This window comes from Runella rosea (assembly GCF_003325355.1).
In the GTDB taxonomy this organism is placed as follows: Bacteria; Bacteroidota; Bacteroidia; order Cytophagales; family Spirosomataceae; genus Runella; species Runella rosea.
Window position 1 is genome coordinate 5,282,286 of record NZ_CP030850.1, and the last position, 24,837, is coordinate 5,307,122.

The window sequence follows — 24,837 nt, forward strand, 5'->3', positions numbered from 1 at the left end:
TGTGAGCCACATTCGCGCTTTTTGCTTGGAAAAAAGGAGGTTTATGCCGTTACGGCCAAAAGCTGCTCCAGTATAAAACGGCCATCGGCATTGCCCAAGGCAGGGTCGGAGGCGCGCTCTGGGTGGGGCATCATTCCAAATACATTTTTACCCGCATTGGTTACGCCCGCGATATTTTCCAAGCTACCGTTGGGATTGGCGGCTTCGGTGATGAGACCGTTTTCGTCGCAATAACGGAACAGCACTTGGTCGTTGTCGTTGAGGCTTTTGAGGGTGTCTTCGTCGGCAAAATAACGTCCGTCGCCGTGGGCAATCGGAATTTTATAGGCTGAGCGGTCCAAACCGCCCGTCAAAATCGTGGATTTGCTTTGTGGATTCAAGTAAATATTGCGGCAGATGTAGCGTTGTGAGCTATTGCGTAACAGTACCCCCGGAACCAATCCTGCTTCGGCTACAATCTGGAAACCGTTGCAGATGCCCATGACGTACCCGCCGCGATTGGCGTGGGCAATGACTTCATTCATGATGGGAGAAAAACGGGCAATAGCGCCAGTGCGCAAATAATCGCCGTAGGAAAAACCTCCGGGAAGAATCACAAAATCACAGCCTTGAAGGTCGTGGTCTTTGTGCCAAAGTTTTACCACTTCTTGGCCTAAATTGACCCGTAATGTATAGACAGTATCATCGTCGCAATTGGAACCGGGAAAAACTACTACGCCGAATTTCATAGATATAGGAAGTATTGAGCGGATGTTTGATTGACTTACCGCTGCAAAGTTAGGGTTTTAGAGGCGGTATTGGTAACAAAACTTCAGCTAACTTTAAAGAAAACAAAAATTGCCCCCTAAAAATCGAATGATAAACGGGCGTAAAATCCAACAAGCTTCGGAACAATCCGCCGCGTGGAAGCGCAACATTTGTACAAACATTTGCGGGTCATTGTGGATATTTTTTTGAAAGCGGTAAAATATCCCAATTCGGGTCTTTGTTAACAAAATAGTATCTATGCAAATTTTGAAAAATCTTTTTCAGGTAAGCGGCGACCTTAACGGGCTTACGTTTGACCAACCTGGGGCGTTATGGAACGATGGAAACGCATACGTGCTAAAAACCCCACAAGGGCTAATCCTGTTTGACTGTGGATGTGGTGAAACCATCGAGCAGATGTTCCATAATATGCGCTATTGGGATCTGGCGCCGGAGGAAATCCAATATTGCCTCCTGACCCACGCGCATCTGGACCATGCTGGAGGTGCGCATATTCTCAAAAAAAGAGGCGTAAAAATCATGGCCGTGGCCGAAACCGCCGAGGCCATTGCGGCAGGCGACGAGCGCTGCTGCGGCTATTTGTACCATAAAACCTTTCAGCCCGTTACAGTAGACCAAATTTTGGTGGATAAACAACGACGTAATCTATTGGGTGTAGAAATTGAGGTGATGCACTTGCCTGGCCACAGCATGGGTTGCACAGCCTATCTGTTTACGTGGGAGCAAAAGCGAATCGTCATCAGCGGAGATGTAATTGGCACCTTGCTGAGTGGCGATTTTGGGTGGAGTGGCTCCATTGACTTCGACAAAAAAATCTATACCGCTTCTTTACGTCGGTTTGCCAAAATAGAGACCGATATTATGTTGCCGGGCCACGGCATGGTTTATTTTCACAAGCCACGTCGGCGTGTGGAAGAAGTGCTGAATGCGGCCTTGATGCAATGGCGATAACAAATGGTTGTCGAATCCATTTTGACGGCCTCGACAACCATTTGTTAGACAGATTTTCCCCATTCTCTGCAGCTTTACGTCAATCAGTTCGCTTTTGAGAGACGAGGATTTTGCTAATTCCCCAGAACAATTTCTTTCTCTTTGTAACCGCCTCGGGTAGAAGAAAGCTTCACTTTTGCCTTGACGGGGCCTTTTTGGTTGAGTTTTACTTTAAAAACGGCTTCTTTTTGTTCACCAACCTTGGTGTAGCCAGTGTAAATCGTTTTGTCAAATAAGGTAGGTTCTGTGATAGTTACTTTTGCGTCTTCGTAGCCTTTGAGTAATGCCTTGTCAAAGTCCAGCGTAACGCGGTCTTCCTGCACTATTTTGACCAATTTGGCCTGCTCCAGCGCGACGGGCAGCTTTCCTGAATTGCTCCACGTTACTTTTATTTCGTATTCGTTGTTGGCTAGGGCTTTCACATTCACGTCTTTGAGGTCAATTTGGGGCAATTCTTTGGCCATCGCTAAATTGAATTTTGACTGTTTGGCAATCCAGTTTTCCAACTGCCACGCGGGGCCATTTTGCGCAAAAAATTTAGGGTGAAACCCGCCAATTTCTACTTCCCCCAATACGGGGTGGATGAGTTTTGTCCAGGGTTTGAAGCCATTTTTTTTGTTGGCTTCGTCGTCCCACATGAGACCGTCGTACTCATCGTAAGCGCCATCTTTGTTGTAATCTTTCATGGCACCGCCGTTCCAAAGTTCATCACCGTACCATACCGAGCCGTAATAAAAATAACCGAAATCAGGACCGTGGCCAAACAAGGGTTGAGGCTTGGTGGGGTCGCCGGTGGTGCGGTCGGTTTTGCTGCGGGTGGCGTAGGTATCATACACGTCGCCAGCCCAAGGATAACCCGTAAAAGCTAATCCCACGCTGTCCATGTGTTTATAAATCGCCAAATCGGCGGGGAACATACTTTCGGCACTTTTGGAAGTTGACGGCGGGCGCAGGTGCATCGGCACGCGTGTATCCATCGAGTTGACGACCGAGATGTTAGGATGAGCCAGCAACCACAAAACCGTGGAGCGCGTTTCAATTTCACTCAACGGGTACTCGCCCGCACCACCCTGAGTGTAGCCGCGCCCCGTGAGGTCGCCGCCTTGGTCTGGTCGCCAATTTTCGGGGTAATTGCGGTGGTTGTCTAAGCCGCCGATGCCGTCTTCGTTGTATTTGCCGTCGCCGTCGTTATCAATGCCTTCAGTGTAAACCAGCCAATCGCCCTTGCCCTCCAAGACGCGTTTCATCAAGCGCCCCGACGGGTCGCGGGGGTCGAGGGTATAATCGGCTTTTTCTTTTTCGGCTTTGGTAACGGCTTTTTTTCGGATTTGATAAATAACCCCGTCGCCGTCGAGGTCTTCTTCGGGGTCTTCGTCGAGCAGGCCGTCGCGGTCATCGTCTTTGGGCCGCACGGTGCTTCGGTTACGTTGCGCCGTAAAAAGGTACATCGTAGACCCGTCGGGGTTATTTTCAGGACGCAGATAAATGGATTTGGTGTCAACGAGTTGGGTAATGGACGCATCTTTACCGTAGTTTTCGAGTAAATGCTGCGTCAGCCAGAGAATGGCTTCGCTGCTCGTTACCTCGCCGCTGTGCCGGCCAGCCTCAAAATAAGCCGCGGGTTTGTCGGTATGTTTGCCCGTTTTTTTGTTGGTAATGGTCATTTGCAGGATAGGCCGCCCCTCGTAGCTTTTTGCTACTTCGTAAAGGTCTACGATGTCGGGATATTGGGCGGCCCATTTTCGGTACCAGTGGTACATTACATCGGGTGAGTGATAAACGTCAAATGCCAGTTTATTGCTGGGTTGATATTCCACATCTTTAAAATAATGTTTCTTAAAAAAGCTAACGCCATGCCGCTCACCTTTGACGGTGTAGAACTTATTGGCCGTGTCTTGTTCGGGCCATTTTTGCTCACCGTAATAGGGTTTCTGGGCGGCGGCATTTGCCAACATAAACAGCGATAGAAGCAGTATAAAGGGTTTTTTCATAAAAAAAGGAATAGGAAAAAAGTGTAAAATACTATTTGGTTTTAAGGGCTTAATTTTCAGGCTGATATTACTAAAATTTATCTTCCGGGCGTAGTCTTGAATGGAGTAATTTTTTTTAAAAAAAAGGGCGTTGGTTAATGATTGTTAATCCTCGTGTTTAGGGGCCCCCAATTGAAATAGAATTGGGGAAAATTTCGTTTCATTTGTAACTGAACTACGTCGCCAAAATGTACGTCAACGACCGAGGGAAGTTTCATTTAACCAAAAGAAATGTCATGAAAACAATCCATAAAATACACGCCGCTTGCCTGCTCTTTGTGCTGGCCATCGGGTTGACCCTTCCGAGCAATGTTCTTGCCCAGCCCGGGGTGGGTATTTCGCGGCAGGACTTTTATAATGAACTCTCTCCCTACGGCGATTGGATGGACAATCCGTCGTATGGGCAGGTGTGGCGGCCGCGCGTATCGCAAGATTTTCAGCCTTATGCCACCGATGGACATTGGGAAATGACGGAATACGGCAATACTTGGGTTTCAGACTACGAATGGGGCTGGGCACCTTTCCACTATGGCCGTTGGCTGTTTGATGATTACTACGGCTGGATTTGGATTCCGGGCGATGAGTGGGGGCCAGCTTGGGTATCTTGGCGCTCAGGTGGAGGATATTACGGCTGGGCACCTTTGGGTCCTGGGATGGGAATAGATATAAATATTAACATCAATATTCCATATAATTATTGGGTCTTTGTTCCTGATATCTACATTCGAAGCCCGCGTGTGTACAGTTACTGCGTACCGCGCAACCGAATCGGCGTTATTTACGGTGGAACATCTTATCTCAACAACTATTATCGTTACAACAACCGAGCCTATGTATATGGCCCACAACGCTATGATATCGAGCGTATAACGCGCAATCGTATCAATGTGTACCGGGCCGATGATCTCTATCGTCAGGGACGGGGCCGCAGTTATGCGCGTGGCAACGGTAATAATCGCCAATACGACTCGCGGCCCAATTACAATGACCGAGGACAGTGGAACGACAACGACCGTCGAAACCAATCTCCGCGCTATGACAACCGGGTATCACGCAACGAACGTGATCGTTATGACAACTATAACCAAGGACGTGAGCAGCGGCCAAACAATCCGCAGCCGCGCCAAGATGACAGACCGTATACGGCTCCCGAGCGTGGCAATGCCCAACGGACTTGGTCGGACAACAACGGCTCAAACCAAAATCAACAGCCTCGGGCCAATAATCGGGAGCAGGCCCCGCAGCGTTCGTACGAAAGTCGCGAAAATTTGCCGCAACGCAGAAACAATGATGCTCCCCAACCACAGCAGCGCACTGCGGAGCCTCGGCAGCAATCACCCTCTCGCGGCAACCGTGAGTCGGCCCAGCCAAGAACTCAGGAGCAGCGGAATGCGCCAGAGCACTCAACTGAAGGTAGTGGTAGACGCAGAAATTAAGGACAGCTTTTTAGGAAAATCGAAGTAAGGTTAAATAATAATGGACGTAAATCGGAGTATAAAAGCCCTGGTTTACGTCCATTTATTTAAGAACTGCGTGAAGGTATCTTTGTACTGGTCGCTGACGGGAATCGTAACGTTGCCGATCTGAATGTTGTTACGGGTCAGTGAAGTGATTTTATCCAACGAAACAATAAATGATCGGTGTACCCGCATAAACTTACGGGCGGGAAGTCGGTCTTCGAGGGCTTTGAGGCTGGTTAGTGATAAAACGGGCTTCGTGGTGCTTTGCAAATGGACTTTTACGTAATCTTTTAGCCCCTCGATGTACAGAATATCATTGTACGATACGCGCACCAATTGGTATTCTACCTTCAAAAAGAGCGAGTCTTCTTCGGGTTCTGGCGCGGTTGTGGCGGGAGCCGCCGTGGGTGCTGGGCGATTGATTAATTCAAAATAGGCTTTTGCTTTGGTGGCTGCCCGCAAAAATTCTTCGTAATTAAACGGTTTGAGCAGGTAATCCAAGGCATCTACTTTGTAACCTTCGATGGCGAAGTTGTTGAAAGCCGTCGTAAAAATAATGCGGGGACCTGCGCCCCCTTGTTGTGATTGCCCCAATACCCTTGCCAGTTCAATGCCTGTCAAATCGGGCATTTGAATGTCCAAAAAAATCACATCCACCTGCTGATGATGCAACGCCTGCAATGCTTCGATGGCGCTGGAATACTTCCCGACCAAATGCAGAAAAGGCGTTTTTTCAATGAAAACACTCACCAATCCAAGGGCGAGGGGTTCGTCATCAACGGCGATGCAGTTAAGCGTCATAATGCGCAGGGCTTAAAGTGGACGTTTGCTGTTTAAGTGGGGCAGTATGGAGGGTCAATTCTACCAAATACTCATCGTTGGGGGTTTGTTCTGTAATAACCAAAGCATACCGATTAGGATATAATAAATCAAGCCGGCGACGCGTATTGACCAAACCTATTCCGTTACTTTCATCTAACGTAACCCTTTTTTCAGTAAAGAGCGTATTCCTAACTTCTACCCGTAGGGTTTGTTCGATTTGGGTCAAGCCAATGAAAATTTCGCTCGGACGCGTGGCGCTGACCCCGTGCTTGAAGGCATTTTCAAGAAAAGGTAAAAGCAGCATCGGCGCAATGGCTACGTCTTGATGGGCAGCGGGCAGGTCAAAAGTTACTTTGACTTTGTCGGTCAAGCGGAGCTGCATCAATTGAATATAATCTTGCAAAAAAGCAATTTCCTGACTCAGTCGCACGGTGCCTTCCTTGGTTTCGTACAACACATAGCGCATCATACGCGATAAGCGGTGTAGGGCTTCTTGCGCCGATTCTACGTCCATCATGGTGAGGGCGTAGATGTTGTTGAGGGTGTTGAAAAAAAAGTGCGGATTGATTTGTGCTTTCAGAAAAGAAAGCTCTGATACCACTTTTTCTCGTTCCAGTTGTTCTCGAATTTGGGTATCCTTCTGCCATTTTTGCACAACCGTTAAACTAGTACTTACGCCGAGTGATAACAGCGAATACAAAAAGGTAAACATATCAAAACGATGCCCACGATTGGGATTAAAAGGGCGATCTGGACGGATGGCTTTGTGCCATAGTTCTGGCAAGTTGAGCCAAGATTCTACCCCCTGAATCGTCCAGTAAATGATGATTACGGCCCCCACGATAGAAGTGATGTACCAAAGCGAGTGATTTTGAAACAATAAACGAGGCAGAAGAACCTTGGCATTGAGGTAGAAAGCACCTGCGAGCAATCCCAACAAAATGCCCTGCTTTATCCAATACTCATCGGGCATCGTAAAACGCCCGCCAAAGGGGGGCATCATGACCAGAGCGGCCAACAATCCCCACGCTAATACATGGATGACAAGCGTTATATTTTTTCTATTTGGGAGAAGTAACATAGTTGTATTTTTTTTAGGTCGGTCGATAGGAATACAAATCGACTTTTTCAAAATGACAACAATCCTATTAAAACAATTTCATACTTCTTCTAGCAATCGCCAGTTTACTCATATTTACCGATAATTGAACATTTTTTATCTCTAAAGGCACCTCCTGTACCTTGTTTATGCCCAAAAAGGCAACTCATCGGTCATTAATCGCTCCTTATCGGTATTCTACGGTCGGTCGGTCTATTGTATTTTTTTGTGAATATAAGTCGACGTTACTTTGAATCATCAAAACGGAGGAATCCGTCATCAATATAAAAGAAACGTGACGACAAACAAATAAAAAAATGAAAACACTTATCACTTCCATTCTTTTTGCGTTAGGTATGACAGCCGCCTACGCTCAGTTTCCGGGAGGCCCTGGCGGTATGCCAAGCGGCGATGGAAACGGCCGAAATAGAAATACTAACAACATGCAGTCCCCTGCCTTGAATCTAGAAGGAACTGCACCCAAAGGCAATTCAAAGATAACAGGTTTTGTGATTGATTCTGCCGCTACCCAAGCCGTTGAATTTGCCAATATCGCCCTTTACAGCAAAACAACTGGAAAAGCCATTGACGGAACAATGGCCGATGAAAAAGGAAAGTTTACCCTTAAAAGCATTGCCGTTGGGGAATATAAATTGATGATTTCCTTCATTGGATATAAAGATAAAACGATTGACAACTTAAAAATTGCCAAAGGCCAAGACATTGATTTGGGCGTCATCAAAATGAACCCCGACATCAAAACGCTTGATGAGGTTGTGGTAACGGGCGAGAAATCTTTGATTGAAGAAAAAGTAGACCGCTTGGTGTACAACGCCGACAAAGACCTCACAGCCCGGGGAGGTGATGCCGCTGATGTGCTCAAAAAAGTGCCGATGCTGTCGGTGGATTTGGACGGAAACGTATCGCTTCGCGGTAGCCAGAATATTCGGGTATTGATCAACAATAAGCCATCTACGATTGTAGCGAGTAGCATTGCCGATGCCTTAAAAATGATTCCAGCAGATTTGATTAAATCGGTGGAAGTAATCACTTCTCCTTCAGCCAAATACGATGCAGAGGGCTCGGCAGGGATTATCAATATTATCACTAAGAAATCAACGCTACAAGGACTTACCCTGAGCGCCGATGCGGGAGTTGGAGCACGGGGTTCAAACCTTAGCCTCAACGGTAACTACCGTCAGGGAAAATTAGGAATTACACTTGGAGGTTTTGGACGGGCTTTCTACAATAAATCTTCCACTTCTTTAGACCAAACGATTCTACAAAACGGAGCTTCGTTGTTGACGAAACAAACCTCTGATGCGTATGATAATGGACTTTTTGGTCGCTACAACATTGGGTTTGATTATGAATTAAGTAAAACACAATCATTGACCGCTGGCGTAAGTTTCGGAACCCGTAACATGGTTCGTTCACAAGACATGACGAGCAACCTGTTCACTAACAGTGCGCTGACTTCTACTACCTATCGGGATGTGACTACCAAAGACTTATCCAACAACGTAGACATGAACCTTGACTATATTCGCACCTTTAAAGTGCCTGGTAGAGAGTGGTCTATCTCAACACAGTATAGCCGTAACAACCTCACCAACAACTTCAATGCCGATTTGCTGAGTGAAGGTAACGCCTTATTGAGCCGTCAGAAAAACCTGAATGCTAACCTTAACCAAGAAGCTACGATTCAGACCGATTATCAGACGCCCATTAAGAAAAACCAAATGATTGAGTTTGGGGCCAAAACAATTATGCGTCAGGTAAACAGTGATTATAGCTATCAAGTAGCAGGGCCTACGGGTGCCTTTGCCGCCGACGCCCGCAACCCCGTTGGTAATTTGGATTATAGCCAAAGCATTGTGTCGGGGTACTTATCTTACACCTATTCAACCGCCAATAAATACACATTCAAGTTGGGGTCACGGTATGAGTACACCACCATTGATGCCAAAGACCAAATCGGTAAAATCTCGATTCCTAGCTACGGAACGCTCGTGCCCAGCATTAACGTATCCAAAACCATCAAAGCAGGAACAACCCTGAAAGCCGCTTATAACCGTCGTATTCAGCGTCCAGGTTTGCAACAGTTGAACCCCAACTACAACGCCGCCAACCCGTTCAATATCAGCATCGGAAATCCGAACTTGAAGCCTGAAATGACCAATAACTTTGAGTTGAGCTTAAGCACAAGCATTAAGAAAACCTACTTAAATGCCTCGGTATTTAGCCGCTCTACCAACAACAGCATCATGCGCCTTAGCGCTCCATCTGATACCTTGGCGGGGGCCATTATTACCACTTTCCAAAACATCGGTAAGCAGCAGGTGATGGGTGCCAACGTATTTGCTAACGTGTATCTGACGCCCAAATGGACATTGAACGGTGGGGTAGATGTGTATTACAACTATCTTGAAGGTAAAGTACAAGGATTGGATGGCACTTCGATTAATACCAGTAACTCAGGAATCGTCATTGGCGGACGTTTGATGTCGAGCCTCGCACTCAACAAAGGCTGGGCCATGCAACTACACGGCGGGATGCGCGGAAACCAAGTCACGCTTCAAGGGGTTCAGGGTAGTTTCTACATGTATTCATTTGGGGTGAAGAAAGACCTGAACAACAAAAAAGGAAGCATTGGTTTAGCTACTGAAAACTTCTTAGGTGGAATGAAGATGAAATCTACCTCAGTAACGCCGATATTGAACCAAACGATGGTCAACAATATCTATAACCAGAACATCAAATTGACGTTCAGTTATAAAATTGGTAAAATGACTTTCGTCGCTCCTAAGAAAACCAAAGGGGTGAAAAACGACGACGTGAAAGAAGGCGGAGATAACAACTAAAATCTTCCTCTGACAATCCAAAATAAACAGCAATGAACGCATTAAAAATAGGGCTGGCTTCAATGGCAAGTGTTGTAGCCAGCCCCTACCAAGCAATCCCTGAGGTACAGGGATTGTTTGTTTCACACCTCGAAAATATTCTGGGAACGTCGTTCGATTTAAAAATTGTGGCTCGTTCTTATGCCGTAGCCCGGCAAACTGAAAAGGTTATTTTAGCAGAAATAGAGCGCCTGAACAATATTATCAGCAGTTATCTTCCCACCAGCGAATTTAGCCGCTGGTGGATTTCTGCACAACAAACCACTCCAGTATCCGAAGATTTGTGGGCGGTTTTGAACGAATTCACGGAATGGCATCAGCAAACAAATGGCGCTCTCAATGCCGCAGCGGAGGTCATTAATCAACTCTGGCAAAAAGCCGCTCAAACGCAGACCCTACCGTCGGAAGCAGAACGACTAAATGCGGTCTTAGCGGCCAACCAACCCCACTGGAATCTTGACCCCACCCATCAAACCGCAACCCGACTCAGTCAAACCCCTTTGCGGCTGCATACGTTTGCCAAAAGCTATATTTTGGACCGTGCCGCCGAAGCGGCCCTAAAAAATGCAGACGTTGATGCGGTGGTTTTAAACAGCGGTGGTGACTTAGTCATACGGGGCAACTGGACAGAAACCGTTGCCATAACCGACCCCAAGACCCATGCCGAAAATGCAACCGCTTTGACTTGGCTGAATGTTAGCAACCGGGCGGTAGCAACGAGCGGCAATTATCGTCGAGGTGTGTGGGTAAACAATTCATGGTACTCGCACATTGTTGACCCCCGCACGGGCGTGCCCGCTCAAGACATTATCAGTGCCACGGTAGTACACCCCAACGCAGTTACCGCAGGAGCACTGGCAACGGCATTTAACGTGCTTACCCCAGCCGAAAGTATCAAATTAGCGGCTTCTATACCGCAGACCGATTACCTCATCGTCACCAAAGAAGGCCAATCATTTACAAGTCCTGATTGGAACGACTTAGCAACGCCTCCTGCATCGAACCCTTCCGTAAAAACGGCTCAAATTTTGTCAGTATCGAGCATCAAAGATAAGCTCTGGAATGCCAATCAAGAGCTGCTTGTTTCGTTTGAACTTAGTCGTTTTGAGGGGCGTTCGCACCGTCCTTTTGTAGCAGTGTGGATTGAAGACCAAAACCATGTTCCTGTGCGTCAGTTGGCGATTTGGTACAACAAACCCCGCTGGCTTCCTGAATTACGGACTTGGTACACTATGCAGCGTAACAGCGGTTTGAATGCCGCCTCTATTGCGGGTGCTACTCGGTCGGCGGGGGCTTACTCATTGGTTTGGGACGGCAAAGACGACCAAGGGCAATACGTAAAGCAAGGTAAGTACACCATCAATATTGAAGCTGCCCGTGAGCATGGTACGTACCAATTGATACGACAAGAAATGGATTTTAACGGAAAACCGAAACAACAGACACTTAATGGAAACACCGAGATCGCAGCCGCAGCCTTGGACTACCGTGAGAAAGGAAGCAACCGTTAATACCCGCGCGCGCGCTTCCGACGGAAATGCTGCTTGGCAGCGCCGAATGCCCACACTGGCGCGTTGGCTTCATTTGTATCTTTCGATGTTCAGTTTTGCGTTGGTGTTGTTTTTTTCCGTCACGGGCTTGACGCTTAACCACGCAGATTGGTTTGGCGATGCCTCTCGTACCTCTGAGTACAAAGGGACGTTGAATGCAAGTTGGACAAACGTTACCGACACATCGAAGGTGAATAAATTGGCAATTGTTGAGTACCTGCGAGCAACGCATCAGCCAAAGGGAGCCATGAGTGACTTTCGCATTGATGCGACCGAATGTTCGGTGGCGTTTCGAGGGCCAGGCTATACTGCCGATGTTTTTATAAACCGTTCCACTGGGGCGTACCAAGTTACCGAAACGAAGATGGGTTTGGTGGCCGTCATAAATGATTTGCATAAAGGACGCGACACTGGAAAAACATGGTCTCTGGTGATTGATGCATCTGCCATTTTTATGACATTAGTTTCGGCTACAGGACTGCTACTTTTACTTTTCTTAAAAAAACGTCGCACAAGCGGTTTGTTATGGACTTTGATAGGACTGGGTGTTTGTGTGGCACTATACTTGTTTTTATTTTAATGCCTTTTAAATTAAAAAATTACGCCAAGAAATTCAGTTTTTCTCTCAGTTTGAGAAAAGTGTCTTAACATCAAGAATGACTAAAGACTGTGTAAAATAGATAATTGTGAGCTATTCAAACGGCGGGTACATACCCGCCGTTTGATTTTTGTATCAATATGATACAAAGTGCTATTTTGAAGTTTTCTAAATTAAACTATTATGACGTTTTAAGTGCAACAGCGTCATTCGATTGTACGTAATGGTAGGAAAGAAAATATTCAATCATTATCAAACTGCGTATGAACAGGTATCATTTTTTGAAGTCAATGGGTTTTCGAGGAGCTGCTTTGATGGCAGTAATGACTTCGTGCATCAGAGAGGAAGATACATACATTGATGCATTGGTTGAAAAGCCCACCGATACTACGCTCACTCCAGTGACCACGACACCAGTTACGACCACCCCCGGAACGACTACGGATTTGAGCACCATTAAAAATCCATTATTAACCCTTGACCTTAGTGCTACTGCCAACGCAAGCCTTAAAACGGTAGGTGGATACATAGCCAAAAGTGGAATTGTAGTGGCGCAGACAAGCGCGGGAAATTATGCTGCTGTGACGCAGACGTGCAGCCACGAACCCAAAAAGAAAATCATTTTTAACAAGACAGAGTTTTACTGCACCGACCACGGCGCTCGGTTTGATTTGACCGGAAAGGGTCTCAATAGCTTCGGTAGTAAGGGGCTTACCGTCTATAAAGTGGCGGTTAGCGGTACAACACTGGTCGTTTATAGCTAAGTATAAGATAAAAAATAACCCAAAAAATTACCATGAAAACAATCGTTTTGGTCTTGATTACCAGTCTGTTGGCTGCCTCGCCGCAATGGGGCGGTGATTTTGAAAAAGCCCGAACAGAAGCAACGCAAAACAATAAATATATCCTGTTGAATTTTTGTGGTTCGGACTGGTGCGGCCCTTGTATAAAGCTCAAGAAAGACATCTTTGAATCGGAAGATTTTCAGCAATACGCCGATGGGCACTTGGTATTGGTTCGGGCCGATTTTCCCCGGCAAAAGAAGAACCAATTGGATGCCAAACAAACCGCCCACAACGAAGCATTGGCCGAAAAATACAATCCACAGGGGAAATTCCCTTTTACGCTCCTGTTGGATGCCAATGGAAAAGTACTGAAAGAGTGGGATGGTTATCCCAAAACAATGAGTACGTTGGCGTTTGTTCATGATATTGCACTGGTTGCCGATGCTTCAAAGTGAGTTAGCCGTGAGCTTGAGGCTTCATAAAAAGGTGGTTCGGTTAATGGGTAACCGCTTCGAAATCAGTGTAGTAGCAGAAGATAAAGCGTGGGCCAATGACCGAATTGAAGAGGCTGTGGCAGAAATCCAGCGAATTGAGGATTTGTTGACCACTTTCAACGACCATAGCCAAACCAATCAAATCAATGCCAAGGCGGGCATCGCGCCTGTCAGGGTAGACCGCGAGGTGTTTGAGTTGATTCGACGCTCGCTGCGGATTTCTGAACTTACGCAGGGAGCCTTTGACATTACCTACGGTTCCATTGATAAAAGCCTGTGGAATTTTGATACCACTATGACCTCCCTGCCCGATGCCGAAACCGCCAAATGGATGGTGCGCTTGATTAATTACCGTAATGTAGTGCTGAACGAAGCCAATGGCAGCGTTTTTCTGAAAGAGAAAGGGATGCGTATAGGATTTGGCGGTATCGGCAAAGGCTACGCCGCCGAAATGGCCAAAAGGCTATTGCTACAAAAGGGTGTAAAAAGTGGTATTGTCAATGCTTCAGGGGATTTAACGGCGTGGGGAAGTCAGCCAAACGGTACGCCGTGGACGATTGGTGTGGCAGACCCGAATGCCAAAAACCAGCCCTTTTCCTATCTGAATATCAGCAATGTAGCCGTGGCTACGTCAGGCAATTATGAAAAATATGCGCTCATCGATGGAAAGAAATATTCTCACACCATTGACCCCAAAACGGGACTGCCAGTGTCGGGTATCAAAAGCGTGACGATTCTCTCTCCCAATGCCGAAATCGCGGATGCGATGGCTACGCCCGTGACAGTCATGGGGGTACGCGTTGGGTTGGATTTAATCAACCAAATACAGGGAATGGCCTGCATAATTGTTGACGATAAAGACCGCATTTTTACCTCAAAAAATATCAAAATCAGCTAGTTTGTCACGCGTCGCTGTGTAAGCGTTCAAATGCTGTTTTAACTCCCGAAAATTATGAACAGAATCATCAAAACAAGCCTGTCTGCTTTGTTTGTGGCGTCGGCTTTATCTTCCTGCGTTACGGTCAAGGAATATCAAAAAAGCCGTATTAACGACTCTGAAATGGAGCTTTCGGCCCGTAAATCTGAGAAATTTGAGCAGAGTTTTTACCTCTATCGTGAAGGTGCTTCTGGGGCCAACGGCGGTAAAAGCGGCGGTGGCTGCGGCTGTAACTAGGTTAAATGTCTGAACCTCGACAATGTTTCAGGGCCACTTTGCGCCTCTGCGTGATTCATAAAATACACTCCCTAAATGAAAAAAATCGTATTAACCGTTGGATTATTGGTGGGCTTGCTAAAAGGCGTCTATGCCCAAACTACCAACGACAAAGAGGCTTACGAAAAACGTAAACTCAAAATAGAAGAGGTAAATTTGGTTTCTGGTTATTACGGACAGGACGGCAATAATTCAGCCGTAACGGGAGGCCTCGGGACTGAGAAATTGAGCGACTTTGCCAATTCGATTGATTTAAAACTGTCATTTATTGATCGAAAAAGCCGCCAACATTTTATCAATGCTGATTTTAACATTGACCATTATACCTCGGCGTCTTCTGATAATATTGACCCTCTGACGATTTCATCAGCTTCGCGCAGTGATACGCACGTGTATCCGTCGCTGTCGTGGACTGTGAAGGATGATGCTACTCGCACATCTCGCGGACTAAGCTATTCGTATTCAACGGAATATGATTACCAGTCGCATGGTTTTAATGTCAATTTTGCGAAAATTTCTAAGGATAACAATCGCGAATTCAGCCTTAAAGCGGGCGCTTTTTTTGATACTTGGATGGCGATATTGCCCTCCGAATTGCGACCAGCAGGCTACGGCTCCGCCGCTGAAGGTGACCGCGATCCTGTCGCATATAAACCCCGAAACTCGTATAATTTAGCGTTGTCGCTGTCGCAGGTCATCAATAAACGTCTCCAATTGTTAGTTACGGTAGAGCCAGCGTTTCAACAAGGGCTGTTGAGCACGCCTTACCATCGCGTTTATTTTACCGATGGTTCGCACACGGTCGAAAAATTGCCCGGGTCGCGGTTTAAATTGCCAGTAGGAGTGAGGCTAAGCTATTTTCTAGGTGACAAGGTTATCTTGCGCGGATTCTATCGTTTCTACGCCGACGATTGGGGTATGAAAGCCCACACTGCCAATTTTGAAGCAACCTATAAAATAACGCCTTTCGTATCGGTCAGCCCGTTTTATCGTTTTCACAACCAAACAGCGGTACGCTATTTCAACGCTTATGGCAAGCATGGCCCTACTGAGGCCTATTATACGAGCGATTACGACATTTCGGGTTTTACCAGTCATTTTGTGGGTACTGGTATACGACTTGCGCCGCCCGGTGGCTTGTTTGGTATCAAGCAGTGGCACTCCGTTGAACTCCGCTACGGGCACTACCTGCGCAGTACGGGTATGGTTGGCAACAGCGTGACGCTGGCGATGAAATTGAAGTAAACTGTCCTATTTTTACAGCTTCCCGGTCTCGGATTTGTTCAAACAACAAGTAGCGAGGTCGGGTTTTGTTTTGTTTAAAAATGTATTTCATTAAGGGTCAATAAACTTCAGAATTACGCCAAAAAGTGCTCACATCAGAACGTTATTTCGGCACTCGTAGCGTTTTAACCGTAGTTGCTCTCTTTTTTAGGGCGTTTGGGTAGGAATCGCTGTCGGCTTCACCAACGAATACATATATTTGTAGTTATATATTATTATGAGTTATTCTGCTGATTCAACATTATATTATTCGACTACTTAACTGGTATTTTAATGAATTGCCCTAAAAGAATTCCCTCTACCTATATCCCTTTGTACACAATTTTGTTTTGTTTGACTTTCGCAGCCTGTAAAGAAAAGAAAGAAAAACCGAAAGGCGGTGATGATAAAAAAGACAAGCCTACTATGGTAGATGTGATGGTAGCCGCTTCTCAACCCGTAACCAATGTCATTGAAGCCAATGGAACCATCATTCCTGGGGAATCTACAGAACTGCGGCCAGAAGTCAGCGGGCGGCTTACTTACCTAAATGTTCCGGAAGGTAAATCGGTGGCTGAGGGAACAGTATTGGCACGTATCAATAGCGCTGATTTGGAAGCACAGGTAAAGCGGACGAAAGTTCAGTTGGAGACCGCCACTAAAACCGAAGAGCGGCTAAAACAGCTTTTGAATGTAAACGGAATCAATCAAAGCGATTATGATGCGGCTTTAAACACGGTCAATACGCTGAAAGCAGATATTGCTTATACACAAACATTAATTGATAAAACCATCATTCGTGCACCTTTTACGGGTACAATCGGATTGCGTCAAGTGAGTCCTGGTGCGTATGTGACTCCAACCAGTATTCTTGCCACTATGCAGCAATTAGGTAAAATGAAAATCGACTTTACCCTTCCCGAAGAAAACAGCGATTTGATAAGGATTGGAAGTGTAGTAAAAGTAAAACTGGAAGGTAGGGATACTACCATGAGAAGAGCTACGGTGATAGCTTTGGAGCCTCAAGCCAATCGCCTGACTCGCAACCTGATGGTGCGGGCATTGTTGGATGATGCACGGGTCAACCCAGGGGCTTTTGCCAAAGTGATTGTTAGCAGTGGTAATAGTAAAAAAGCCATTATGATTCCGACCAATGCCATCATTCCAGATGATAGAAACAATCAAGTGATTTTGGTAAAAGGGGGTAAGGCTTCCTTTGTTAATGTCCAAACAGGAATACGTACTGCCAATAATGTTGAAATCACGCAGGGAATCAGTGAAGGAGACTCGGTGGTAGTAACTGGAGTATTATTTGCCAAACCTGATGCCATTCTTAAAGTACGAAAAGCAACAAAGCGATGAACATTTCTGAACTATCTATTAATCGTCCAGTGCTTGCCACAGTCATGAACTTGGCAGTGGTCATCTTTGGAGTCGTTGGACTTACTTTTTTGGCCGTTCGTGATTATCCGGCGATTGACCCTCCCCAGATTTCGGTGAGTACGTCTTACACGGGGGCTAACTCCGACATCATCGAAAGCCAGATTACCGAACCGTTGGAGAAACAAATAAACGGAATTCAGGGCATACGCACCATCACCTCGTCCAGCTCGCAAGGCAACAGCCAGATTAGCGTAGAGTTTAACTTGGGCGTAGATTTGGAAGCCGCCGCCAGCGATGTACGCGATAAAGTAAGTCAGGCCGCACGCAGTTTACCACAGGATATTAATGCTCCACCAGTGGTATCGAAAGCCGATGCCAACGGAGAATTTATTATGATAGTGGCCATTCAAAGCGAAACCAAAAGTCTTTTGGAGCTAAGTGACTACGCGGAAAATGTACTGCAACAACAAATCCAAACGGTTGATGAAGTAAGTGCCATCAACATCTTTGGGCAGAAAAGCTACGCCATGAGGATATGGCTCAATCCTGACAAAATGAGCGCCTATAATGTGGCTTTCTCGGATATTCGTACGGCACTCAACAGCGAAAATATTGAGCTGCCCCCTGGGAAAATATATGGCAACAACACCGATTTAACGATTCGGGTATTGGGGCGTATGACCACCGAAAAGCAATTTCAAGATTTAATTATCCGTGAAGATGCCACGGGTATTGTACGTTTGAGCGATGTGGCTAAAGTAGAATTAGGCCCCGAACAACTCGAACAAAGTTGGAAATTCAACGGTATGCACGCCGTGGGATTGGCCATTATCCCACAGCCGGGCGCTAATAACATCAAAATTGCCGATGAGATATATAAACGTCTTGAGCAAATTCAGAAAAGCAGTAAGAGCGACATCCAGCTCCAAGTCATCAGCGATAACACCAAAAATATTCGTAATTCACTGGCCGAAGTGGAAGAAACCCTAATCATTTCTTTTATTTTGGTGGTATTGGTCATTTTCTTCTTTTTCCGCGATTGGCTCATTGCCATTCGACCACTGATTGATATTCCGATTTCATTGGTCGCTACGTTTTTTATCATGTATTTGGCGGGCTTTTCGGTCAATATTCTCACCATGCTCGCCATTGTATTGGCCACGGGGTTGGTGGTGGATGACGGGATTGTAGTTACCGAAAATATCTTCAAGAAACTCGAACAGGGCTTTCCCATCCGTAAAGCGGCCATTGAAGGCAGTAAAGAGATTTTCTTCGCGGTTATTTCTACTTCCATTACGTTGGCGATTGTGTTTTTGCCTGTGATATTCTTAGAAGGATTTATCGGAAGTTTGTTTAGAGAATTTGGGGTAACGCTCGCTTCGGCGGTGTTAGTGTCGGCATTTGTATCGCTCACCATCACCCCTGTACTAAATGTGTATTTGACCCGCAAAAAAGCAGGACACGGTCGGTTTTATCAAAAAACTGAACCGTTTTTCAGAGGCATGGAAAATTTATATGAGACCATGTTAAAAGCCTTTCTAAAAGTACGTTGGGTAGCGTGGATTATCGTAGCGGCTTGCGGAGGAATTATCTGGTTTTGCATGGGTAATTTAAAAAGTGAACTCGCGCCATTGGAAGACCGCAGTAGCATCCGTTTCAACGTGACAGCCCCCGAGGGTACCAGCTACAGCGCCATGTCCCAAATTGCCGACGACTTGGGTAAGTTTTTGTATGACTCCATTCCCGAACGAGATTTTATCTTTGTGCGTACCCCAGGCGGCGGCCCGGGTGGAGGTGGTAGCACCAACAGTGCTGCCCCACGTTTGGCGTTAGTACCTCCTACCGAACGTAAGCGCAGCCAAAGTGACATTACAAATGATTTGCAGAAAAAACTTGGCCGTTTCAATCAGGCACGGATATTTGCCGTCCAAGAGCAAACGATTTCGGTGGGCTTTGGCTCACGCGGTGGGCTTCCCGTTCAATTTATTCTCCAAAACCAAGATTTAGATAAACTTCGGGCCATTATTCCTAAATTCTTGGATGCAGCCCGTTCCGACAAAACTTTTGCCAACGTAGACGTAAACCTAAAGTTTAACCGTCCCGAATTAAAACTGACCGTAGACCGCATGAAAATCAAGGATTTGGGACTAACTACCCAAGATGTGATTGCGACGATTCAGGCGGCCTTCAGCGGGGGGCGTTTGGCTTATTTTATTCAGAATGGTTTTCAATATTCGGTCATTGCGCAGGTAGAAAGAAGCGACCGCAACAAGCCCGAAGACATAGGACGGCTGTATGTTCGCAACGTGCGGGGCGAAAATATCCCTTTGAGTTCAGTGATTAAATGGGAGGAAAGCACCAACCCCACGACGATTTATCACTACAACCGCTACAAAGCAGCGACCATTTCCGCCTCTTTATCGGAGGGGTATACCATCGGCGACGGCCTTGCGGCTATGGATAAAATTGCCGCCGAATTATTGGACGAAAGTTACCAAACAGCTCTTTCTGGTCCTTCAAGAGATTTCTCTGAAAGCTCCTCCAATATTCTCTTTGCGTTTGCGCTGGCTTTGGTATTGATTTACTTGGTACTGGCGGCTCAGTTTGAAAGTTTCATTGATCCCTTCACCATTATGATTACGGTTCCGTTGGCATTGGCAGGGGCATTATTGAGCCTGTGGGTGTATGATCAAACCCTCAATATTTTCTCACAAATTGGAATGATTATGCTCATTGGATTGGTGACCAAAAATGGAATTTTGATTGTGGAGTTTGCCAACAAACGTCGAGAACAGGGTCTCAAAAAAATGGAGGCTGTGGTTGACGCTGCGACCCAACGCCTTCGCCCTATTTTAATGACCAGTCTGGCTACTTCATTAGGTGCGCTGCCGATTGCGTTGAGTTTAGGCGCTGCGGGTTCAAGTCGTATTCCTTTAGGTATCGTGGTAGTCTGCGGAATTTTGTTTTCATTGGTACTTACCCTGTTTGTAGTGCCTGCCGTGTATACGTTTATTTCTGGAGAGCACAAAACGATAGAAGCTGAAGAAACGCCTAAAGAAGCAGAAATGCCTGTGCATTAATATAATAGCATTTCGACTTACCTGAATAACGTCGGCCTGAATAACGTCGGCGAGGTTCAAACCCTCGCCGACGTTTGTGAAAAAAGATTCAAAATCTTGCTGACGTTTATAAAAAACATATAATCTTTTTTCTGTAAAATTCGATCTTCACAATGAAGAAATACACTTTAGTACTGTTCGTTTTATTTCTTTCTCCAACGCTGTTTTCGCAAACACTTTCCTTACCTGATGCGGTCAGTATTGCGTTGAAGAACAACCTTGATATTGAAGTGTTGAAAAATAACGTACAAATCGCCGACATCAATAACCATATCAGCATTGCGGGTGGGCGGCCCACCGTCACCGCGACCATCAATGATAACGAGCAGATTACGAACGTAAACCAGAAACTGAATACGGGCGTAGAAATCAGACGAAACGGCGCCGCGGCTAATCAGTTGAACTCAAACGTGACAGCCACAATATTGCTCTACAACGGAAATCGAGTGAAATTCTTTAAAAAACGGCTTGAACAAGTGGAATTGCAGAGCCTCCAACTGGTGAATGCACAAGTACAAAACACCATCGCGGCGGTGATGACGAAATACTACGACGTGATTCGTCAACAGGCATACACCCGAACCATTGATCAATCCATCGACGTAGCCCAAAAACGCCTTGAGATTGTAAAAGCTCAACAAAGTGTGGGGTTGGCCAATAATGCCGATTTGTTTCAGTCGCAAATTGATTTGAATACCTTGTACCAAACAAAACAATCTCAGCAACTCATCATCGAACAGGCCAAAACCGATTTATTACTTCTAATGAATGTCCGCCCTGATACGCTGATTTCGGTTAAGGATACCATCACGGTAGAGCGCGGAATTGTTTTAAATGATATTCTGAAAAAATTAGACAGAAACGCCGAGTTGATGGCGGCCGATTATCAAATACGGATTGCCGAACAATTGGTTAAAGAAACAACAGCCTTGCGTTATCCCTCGCTTCGGGCCAATGCGGGGTATAGCTACAACCGAAATCAACAAGCGGCAGGCTTAACCCTACTCAACCAAAGCAGTGGCCCGCTCATCGGATTATCTTTAAGCATACCCATCTATAATGGTGGAATATTTAAAAGACAAGAGCAAATAGCTGGGATAAATGCCAAAAATGCAGACTTGCAAAAAAGTATCTTGATGCGTAATTTTAGCAATACGGCAGTGCGGACGTATCAAGCCTACACCATGAGTCTACAACAATTGGACGAGCAGAAAAAGAATATAGACTTGGCCAAACAATTGTTGGATTTGACGCTACAACGTTTTCAGCTGCGTCAAGCTACCATCGTAGAAGTGCGCCAAGCGCAGCAAAGCTTTGAAAATATAGGTTATACATTTACCAATTTAAGCTTTGCGGCCAAGGCGGCTGAAATTGAATTGTTGCGGTTGATTAACGAACTGAAGTAGCCTTTCCCAAAAACTTACGTTTGCTGTCGTAGGCGAGGCCGACGCCAACGCTGTCTAGTTTGTTTTCTTCGGAAACGGTAGCGTTGGGAAACAATTCACGGAACTTCAACTGTACCGCAGGAATCTCCGTTGAGCCACCCGTCAAGATAATCAAATCAATGTTTTCTGGGCGCACGCCTGCGTCTTGCACACATTGGGTAGCGGCGTTGGCCACGTTGGTAATCTCCTGGGTTATGGCCTCTTCAAACACCGATTTGGCTGTTGTTACGGTAAAGCCATTTTCGATAAAATCCAACGGTGCCTCGTGAACCTCGTCGGATGTAAGGGCAATTTTAGTGTCTTCTACCACGCCCAAAAGAATGTGCCCACTTTCCTGCGTAAACACATTGAGTAGCCTCGAAAAACGGGTTTTATCGTGCGACTGCCCCAAATATTGACGCAACAGCATCAGGTTTTTGGGGGTGTACAGCGAATTTATTTTACTCCACTCCGACAAATCATAGTAAAACTTCAACGGAACGGGTAGGTTTTTGTCGCCGTAGGTGCTTCGATAGCCTAACTCAGGCATAAAAGCGTTCAGGCTTAGGTCTTTGTCAAAATCATTTCCCCCAATCCGGACGCCTGTATTGGCTAGAATGTCGCCCGAGCGGTCGAGCTTATTTAGGTATTTTTGAGAAAGCCGAATCACGGTAAAGTCGGACGTACCGCCCCCAATATCGACCACAAGGGCTAGTTGTTCGCCACTTACATTTACCTCGTGGGCGAAGGCCGCCGCAATGGGCTCAAACTGAAAATCAATGTTTTTAAAGCCGACATTTTGAGCAATGATTCTTAATTCTTCTTGCGCGTTTTTATTGCCAACGGGGTCATTGTCAATAAAATGGACAGGTCTGCCCATGATGACGCTCTCAATTTCCTGCTGGGCGTCGGTTTCGGCTTTGTCTTTTAGGTGTTTAATAAATTGGCCGATGATTTTATTGAAATGCATCGGGGCGCCGTTGACCATTGTTCCCTGTTTCATAACCGACGTGCCGAGTACGCGCTTTAAACTGCGCATAAAACGCCCTTTTTCGCGTTCCAGAAATAAATCGACCGCTTCACGGCCATAGTGAGGGGCATTACTGATTCGTTCAAAAAAGAGGGCACTGGGGATGGTCGTATGGTGTTTTTCGACGGGAACCAGCCTGAGGCGGTCGCCACGGTAATAAGCAATGGTAGAATTTGATGTTCCAAAATCTACGCCACAAGATATATCAGACATTCTTTGTGTTTTATTCTCCAAAAATTTCTTTTGCTAACGTTTTATCCAGTCCGTACAAATCATTACGGAAATTTAATTGACCCGTTTGGTCCACCCACGCCGTAAAATACACGATGTAAACGGGAATGGACGGCCGCACGGTAATCCATTTTTCGCTTTGTGTGGCCCAAACACTCTCCAATTTTTCCAAATTCCACGAAGGAGTGTCTTTTAATACGTGCAGTGCCAAACGTTCGGGCTCCGCCACGCGAATACATCCGTGGCTAAACGCCCGCCGCGATTCCCCAAAAAGCCCTTTGGAGGGCGTGTCGTGAAGGTAAATACTGTAACTATTTGGAAATAAGAACTTTACTTTTCCTAGAGAATTGGATTTCCCAGGTTTTTGTCGAATGGTGTACGGAATATGACTGCTGTAAGAACTCCACCGAACGGAATAAGGGTCGATGACTTTATTGCCCGAAACTACCTCCATGTTGTTGCGAGCAAGATAACCCGGGTTTTGCTTTAAACGGGGTAATATTTCATTTCGAAGGATATTGTTGGGCACCACCCAATACGGATTCAGGACCACATACGACAGATTTCCCTTAAAAATGCTCGTTTTGGTCGCTTCTTTTCCCACCACAACGTTACACATCCAGAGCTGTTTTCCTTGGTCAAAAACGTGAAGTTTAAACTCTGGGATATTGACCAACAGCATATTAGGTTCCATTTCGGTCGGTGCCCATCGCAGTCGTTCCATGTTGACCATGATTTGGCGGATGCGGAAACTTACGGGACGGTTGAGTTCGGTAGCCGTAGCGGCGTCTAGTTTGCCGCTTTCTTTTAGACCCATGCGGTGTTGAAATCGCTTGACTGCGGTGGTCAATGAATCCGTGAAAATACCTGTAGTATCAACGGCTTTTAAATCGCCCAGCACCAGCAACGTTTTTTGTACGTCCAAAAGCACCGAACCTGTATCGCCTTCGCCAAATGTTTTTTTGCCAATGTCAATGCTTGGCCATCCTCCTTGCTTTTCGATGCTGCGAAAACGGCGTAGCTGGTCTTTAAGCAAGGTATAATAACGGTTGACCGGCTCGCGCATGGGATTGCCTTTGGCCGAAACAAGGGTGTCGAGCAATGCTTGATAATTTTTCTTTTTTCGAGGAATAAACCATTCCAAGTCCAACGGATTTTTAATGGTTCCTGTAAAGGCTTTGTCTGTATAGTTAAAAAAGGCCGCCGTCAGAAGCAGCTCTAACTTCTGGACATTTAAGGAATTTTTTAGAAATTCGGCAGGGCGGTTTTGTGCTTCTGAAAGTAAGAGGTCAATTTCAGCGTTGTAAAGACTGCTATCAGCAAAATCGTTGATGTACGCTTCGCGTTGCCCATTGAAGTTGATGGCAGCGTTGGTGAGGCTGTTCTCGCTAAACCAGGCATATTGATACGCCCGTCTTTTGTAAAATTCAGTGATGTTTTTCTGCGTGCTGTCCGATATTAAGTGGGTTCGGTAAAAAGAGACCAAAGCTGCACTGTCCAGAATAAAATTGGTATAATTTTGCTTTGAATAGACGCTTGAATCAGGTGCAAAGGCTACCTGAGGTTGTTGTTTCTGACGAAATTGGAAGTACAAAACTACCGCGATAATTGCGACAACTCCTGCACCAAGTGCAATATAAAGCCGATTTTTTTTCATTCAACAGCGTTTGGGGGA

19 protein-coding genes are annotated in these 24,837 nt (G+C 46.0%); 13 read left to right on the forward strand and 6 right to left on the reverse strand.

Annotation, left to right across the window (positions count from 1 at the left end; all coding sequences use genetic code 11):
- Window positions 1–41: 41 nt before the first annotated feature.
- The gene (gene purQ, locus DR864_RS21915; RefSeq protein ID WP_114068980.1) at window positions 42–728 is read right to left on the reverse strand and encodes a phosphoribosylformylglycinamidine synthase subunit PurQ; all 687 of its coding nucleotides are present in this window, start codon (window positions 726–728) and stop codon (window positions 42–44) included.
- 277 nt (window positions 729–1,005) lie between these two features.
- On the opposite strand from purQ, the gene DR864_RS21920 reads away from it, so the two are divergent.
- On the forward strand, window positions 1,006–1,719 hold the full coding sequence (locus DR864_RS21920; RefSeq protein ID WP_114068981.1) for an MBL fold metallo-hydrolase: 714 nt from the start codon (window positions 1,006–1,008) through the stop codon (window positions 1,717–1,719).
- Between the two features lie 113 nt (window positions 1,720–1,832).
- Here the strand turns inward: DR864_RS21920 and DR864_RS21925 are convergent, their stop codons facing one another.
- The gene (locus tag DR864_RS21925) at window positions 1,833–3,749 is read right to left on the reverse strand and encodes a M14 family metallopeptidase (protein WP_114068982.1); all 1,917 of its coding nucleotides are present in this window, start codon (window positions 3,747–3,749) and stop codon (window positions 1,833–1,835) included.
- A gap of 275 nt (window positions 3,750–4,024) precedes the next feature.
- On the opposite strand from DR864_RS21925, the gene DR864_RS21930 reads away from it, so the two are divergent.
- A complete protein-coding gene (locus tag DR864_RS21930; RefSeq protein WP_162794039.1) occupies window positions 4,025–5,224 on the forward strand; it encodes a DUF6600 domain-containing protein in 1,200 nt (399 codons plus the stop codon).
- Window positions 5,225–5,296: 72 nt separating this feature from the next.
- On the opposite strand, the gene DR864_RS21935 is transcribed toward DR864_RS21930, so the two are convergent.
- Window positions 5,297–6,049, reverse strand: coding sequence for a LytR/AlgR family response regulator transcription factor (locus DR864_RS21935; RefSeq protein WP_114068984.1), 753 nt, complete (start codon window positions 6,047–6,049; stop codon window positions 5,297–5,299).
- Window positions 6,039–7,151 (reverse strand): sensor histidine kinase, encoded by a 1,113-nt coding sequence (locus DR864_RS21940; protein ID WP_114068985.1) that lies wholly within the window; start codon window positions 7,149–7,151, stop codon window positions 6,039–6,041. Before DR864_RS21940 ends, DR864_RS21935 begins: the two co-directional genes overlap by 11 nt.
- Before the next feature lie 335 nt (window positions 7,152–7,486).
- Between DR864_RS21940 and DR864_RS21945 the strand changes: the two genes are divergently transcribed.
- The 11 genes from DR864_RS21945 to DR864_RS21995 all read left to right on the forward strand — a co-directional run bounded on the left by DR864_RS21945 (window position 7,487) and on the right by DR864_RS21995 (window position 21,883).
- Window positions 7,487–10,033: a TonB-dependent receptor gene (locus DR864_RS21945; RefSeq protein ID WP_114068986.1), complete on the forward strand. Its 2,547-nt coding sequence runs from the start codon at window positions 7,487–7,489 to the stop codon at window positions 10,031–10,033.
- Between the two features lie 32 nt (window positions 10,034–10,065).
- Window positions 10,066–11,583: a DUF2271 domain-containing protein gene (locus tag DR864_RS21950; RefSeq protein WP_114068987.1), complete on the forward strand. Its 1,518-nt coding sequence runs from the start codon at window positions 10,066–10,068 to the stop codon at window positions 11,581–11,583.
- Window positions 11,522–12,202: a PepSY-associated TM helix domain-containing protein gene (locus DR864_RS21955; RefSeq protein ID WP_114068988.1), complete on the forward strand. Its 681-nt coding sequence runs from the start codon at window positions 11,522–11,524 to the stop codon at window positions 12,200–12,202. The genes DR864_RS21950 and DR864_RS21955 overlap by 62 nt, the downstream gene beginning before the upstream one ends.
- A 281-nt stretch (window positions 12,203–12,483) precedes the next feature.
- Window positions 12,484–12,984, forward strand: a complete 501-nt coding sequence (locus DR864_RS21960; protein ID WP_114068989.1) for a Rieske (2Fe-2S) protein — start codon at window positions 12,484–12,486, stop codon at window positions 12,982–12,984.
- A gap of 32 nt (window positions 12,985–13,016) precedes the next feature.
- A complete protein-coding gene (locus tag DR864_RS21965) occupies window positions 13,017–13,460 on the forward strand; it encodes a thioredoxin family protein (RefSeq protein WP_114068990.1) in 444 nt (147 codons plus the stop codon).
- A 43-nt stretch (window positions 13,461–13,503) separates the two neighbouring features.
- Window positions 13,504–14,397, forward strand: coding sequence for an FAD:protein FMN transferase (locus DR864_RS21970; RefSeq protein ID WP_229599442.1), 894 nt, complete (start codon window positions 13,504–13,506; stop codon window positions 14,395–14,397).
- 54 nt (window positions 14,398–14,451) lie between these two features.
- Window positions 14,452–14,673 (forward strand): DUF4266 domain-containing protein, encoded by a 222-nt coding sequence (locus DR864_RS21975; protein ID WP_114068992.1) that lies wholly within the window; start codon window positions 14,452–14,454, stop codon window positions 14,671–14,673.
- Between the two features lie 75 nt (window positions 14,674–14,748).
- Window positions 14,749–15,957 carry a DUF3570 domain-containing protein gene (locus tag DR864_RS21980; RefSeq protein ID WP_114068993.1) on the forward strand — a complete coding sequence of 403 codons (1,209 nt, stop codon included), beginning with the start codon at window positions 14,749–14,751 and terminating at the stop codon, window positions 15,955–15,957.
- A gap of 372 nt (window positions 15,958–16,329) precedes the next feature.
- Window positions 16,330–17,337: an efflux RND transporter periplasmic adaptor subunit gene (locus DR864_RS21985; RefSeq protein WP_229599443.1), complete on the forward strand. Its 1,008-nt coding sequence runs from the start codon at window positions 16,330–16,332 to the stop codon at window positions 17,335–17,337.
- Window positions 17,334–20,438, forward strand: a complete 3,105-nt coding sequence (locus tag DR864_RS21990) for an efflux RND transporter permease subunit (protein ID WP_114068995.1) — start codon at window positions 17,334–17,336, stop codon at window positions 20,436–20,438. Before DR864_RS21985 ends, DR864_RS21990 begins: the two co-directional genes overlap by 4 nt.
- 152 nt (window positions 20,439–20,590) lie before the next feature.
- Complete coding sequence (locus DR864_RS21995) at window positions 20,591–21,883, forward strand: TolC family protein (protein WP_114068996.1); 1,293 nt, start codon at window positions 20,591–20,593, stop codon at window positions 21,881–21,883.
- Here DR864_RS21995 and DR864_RS22000 read toward each other — a convergent pair.
- Together DR864_RS22000 and DR864_RS22005 are read right to left on the reverse strand one after the other, a co-directional pair.
- Window positions 21,867–23,144 (reverse strand): Hsp70 family protein, encoded by a 1,278-nt coding sequence (locus tag DR864_RS22000; protein WP_114068997.1) that lies wholly within the window; start codon window positions 23,142–23,144, stop codon window positions 21,867–21,869. The two genes, DR864_RS21995 and DR864_RS22000, sit on opposite strands and share 17 nt — an antisense overlap.
- 10 nt (window positions 23,145–23,154) lie before the next feature.
- Window positions 23,155–24,819 (reverse strand): L,D-transpeptidase family protein, encoded by a 1,665-nt coding sequence (locus DR864_RS22005; protein ID WP_114068998.1) that lies wholly within the window; start codon window positions 24,817–24,819, stop codon window positions 23,155–23,157.
- Window positions 24,820–24,837 lie beyond the last annotated feature (18 nt).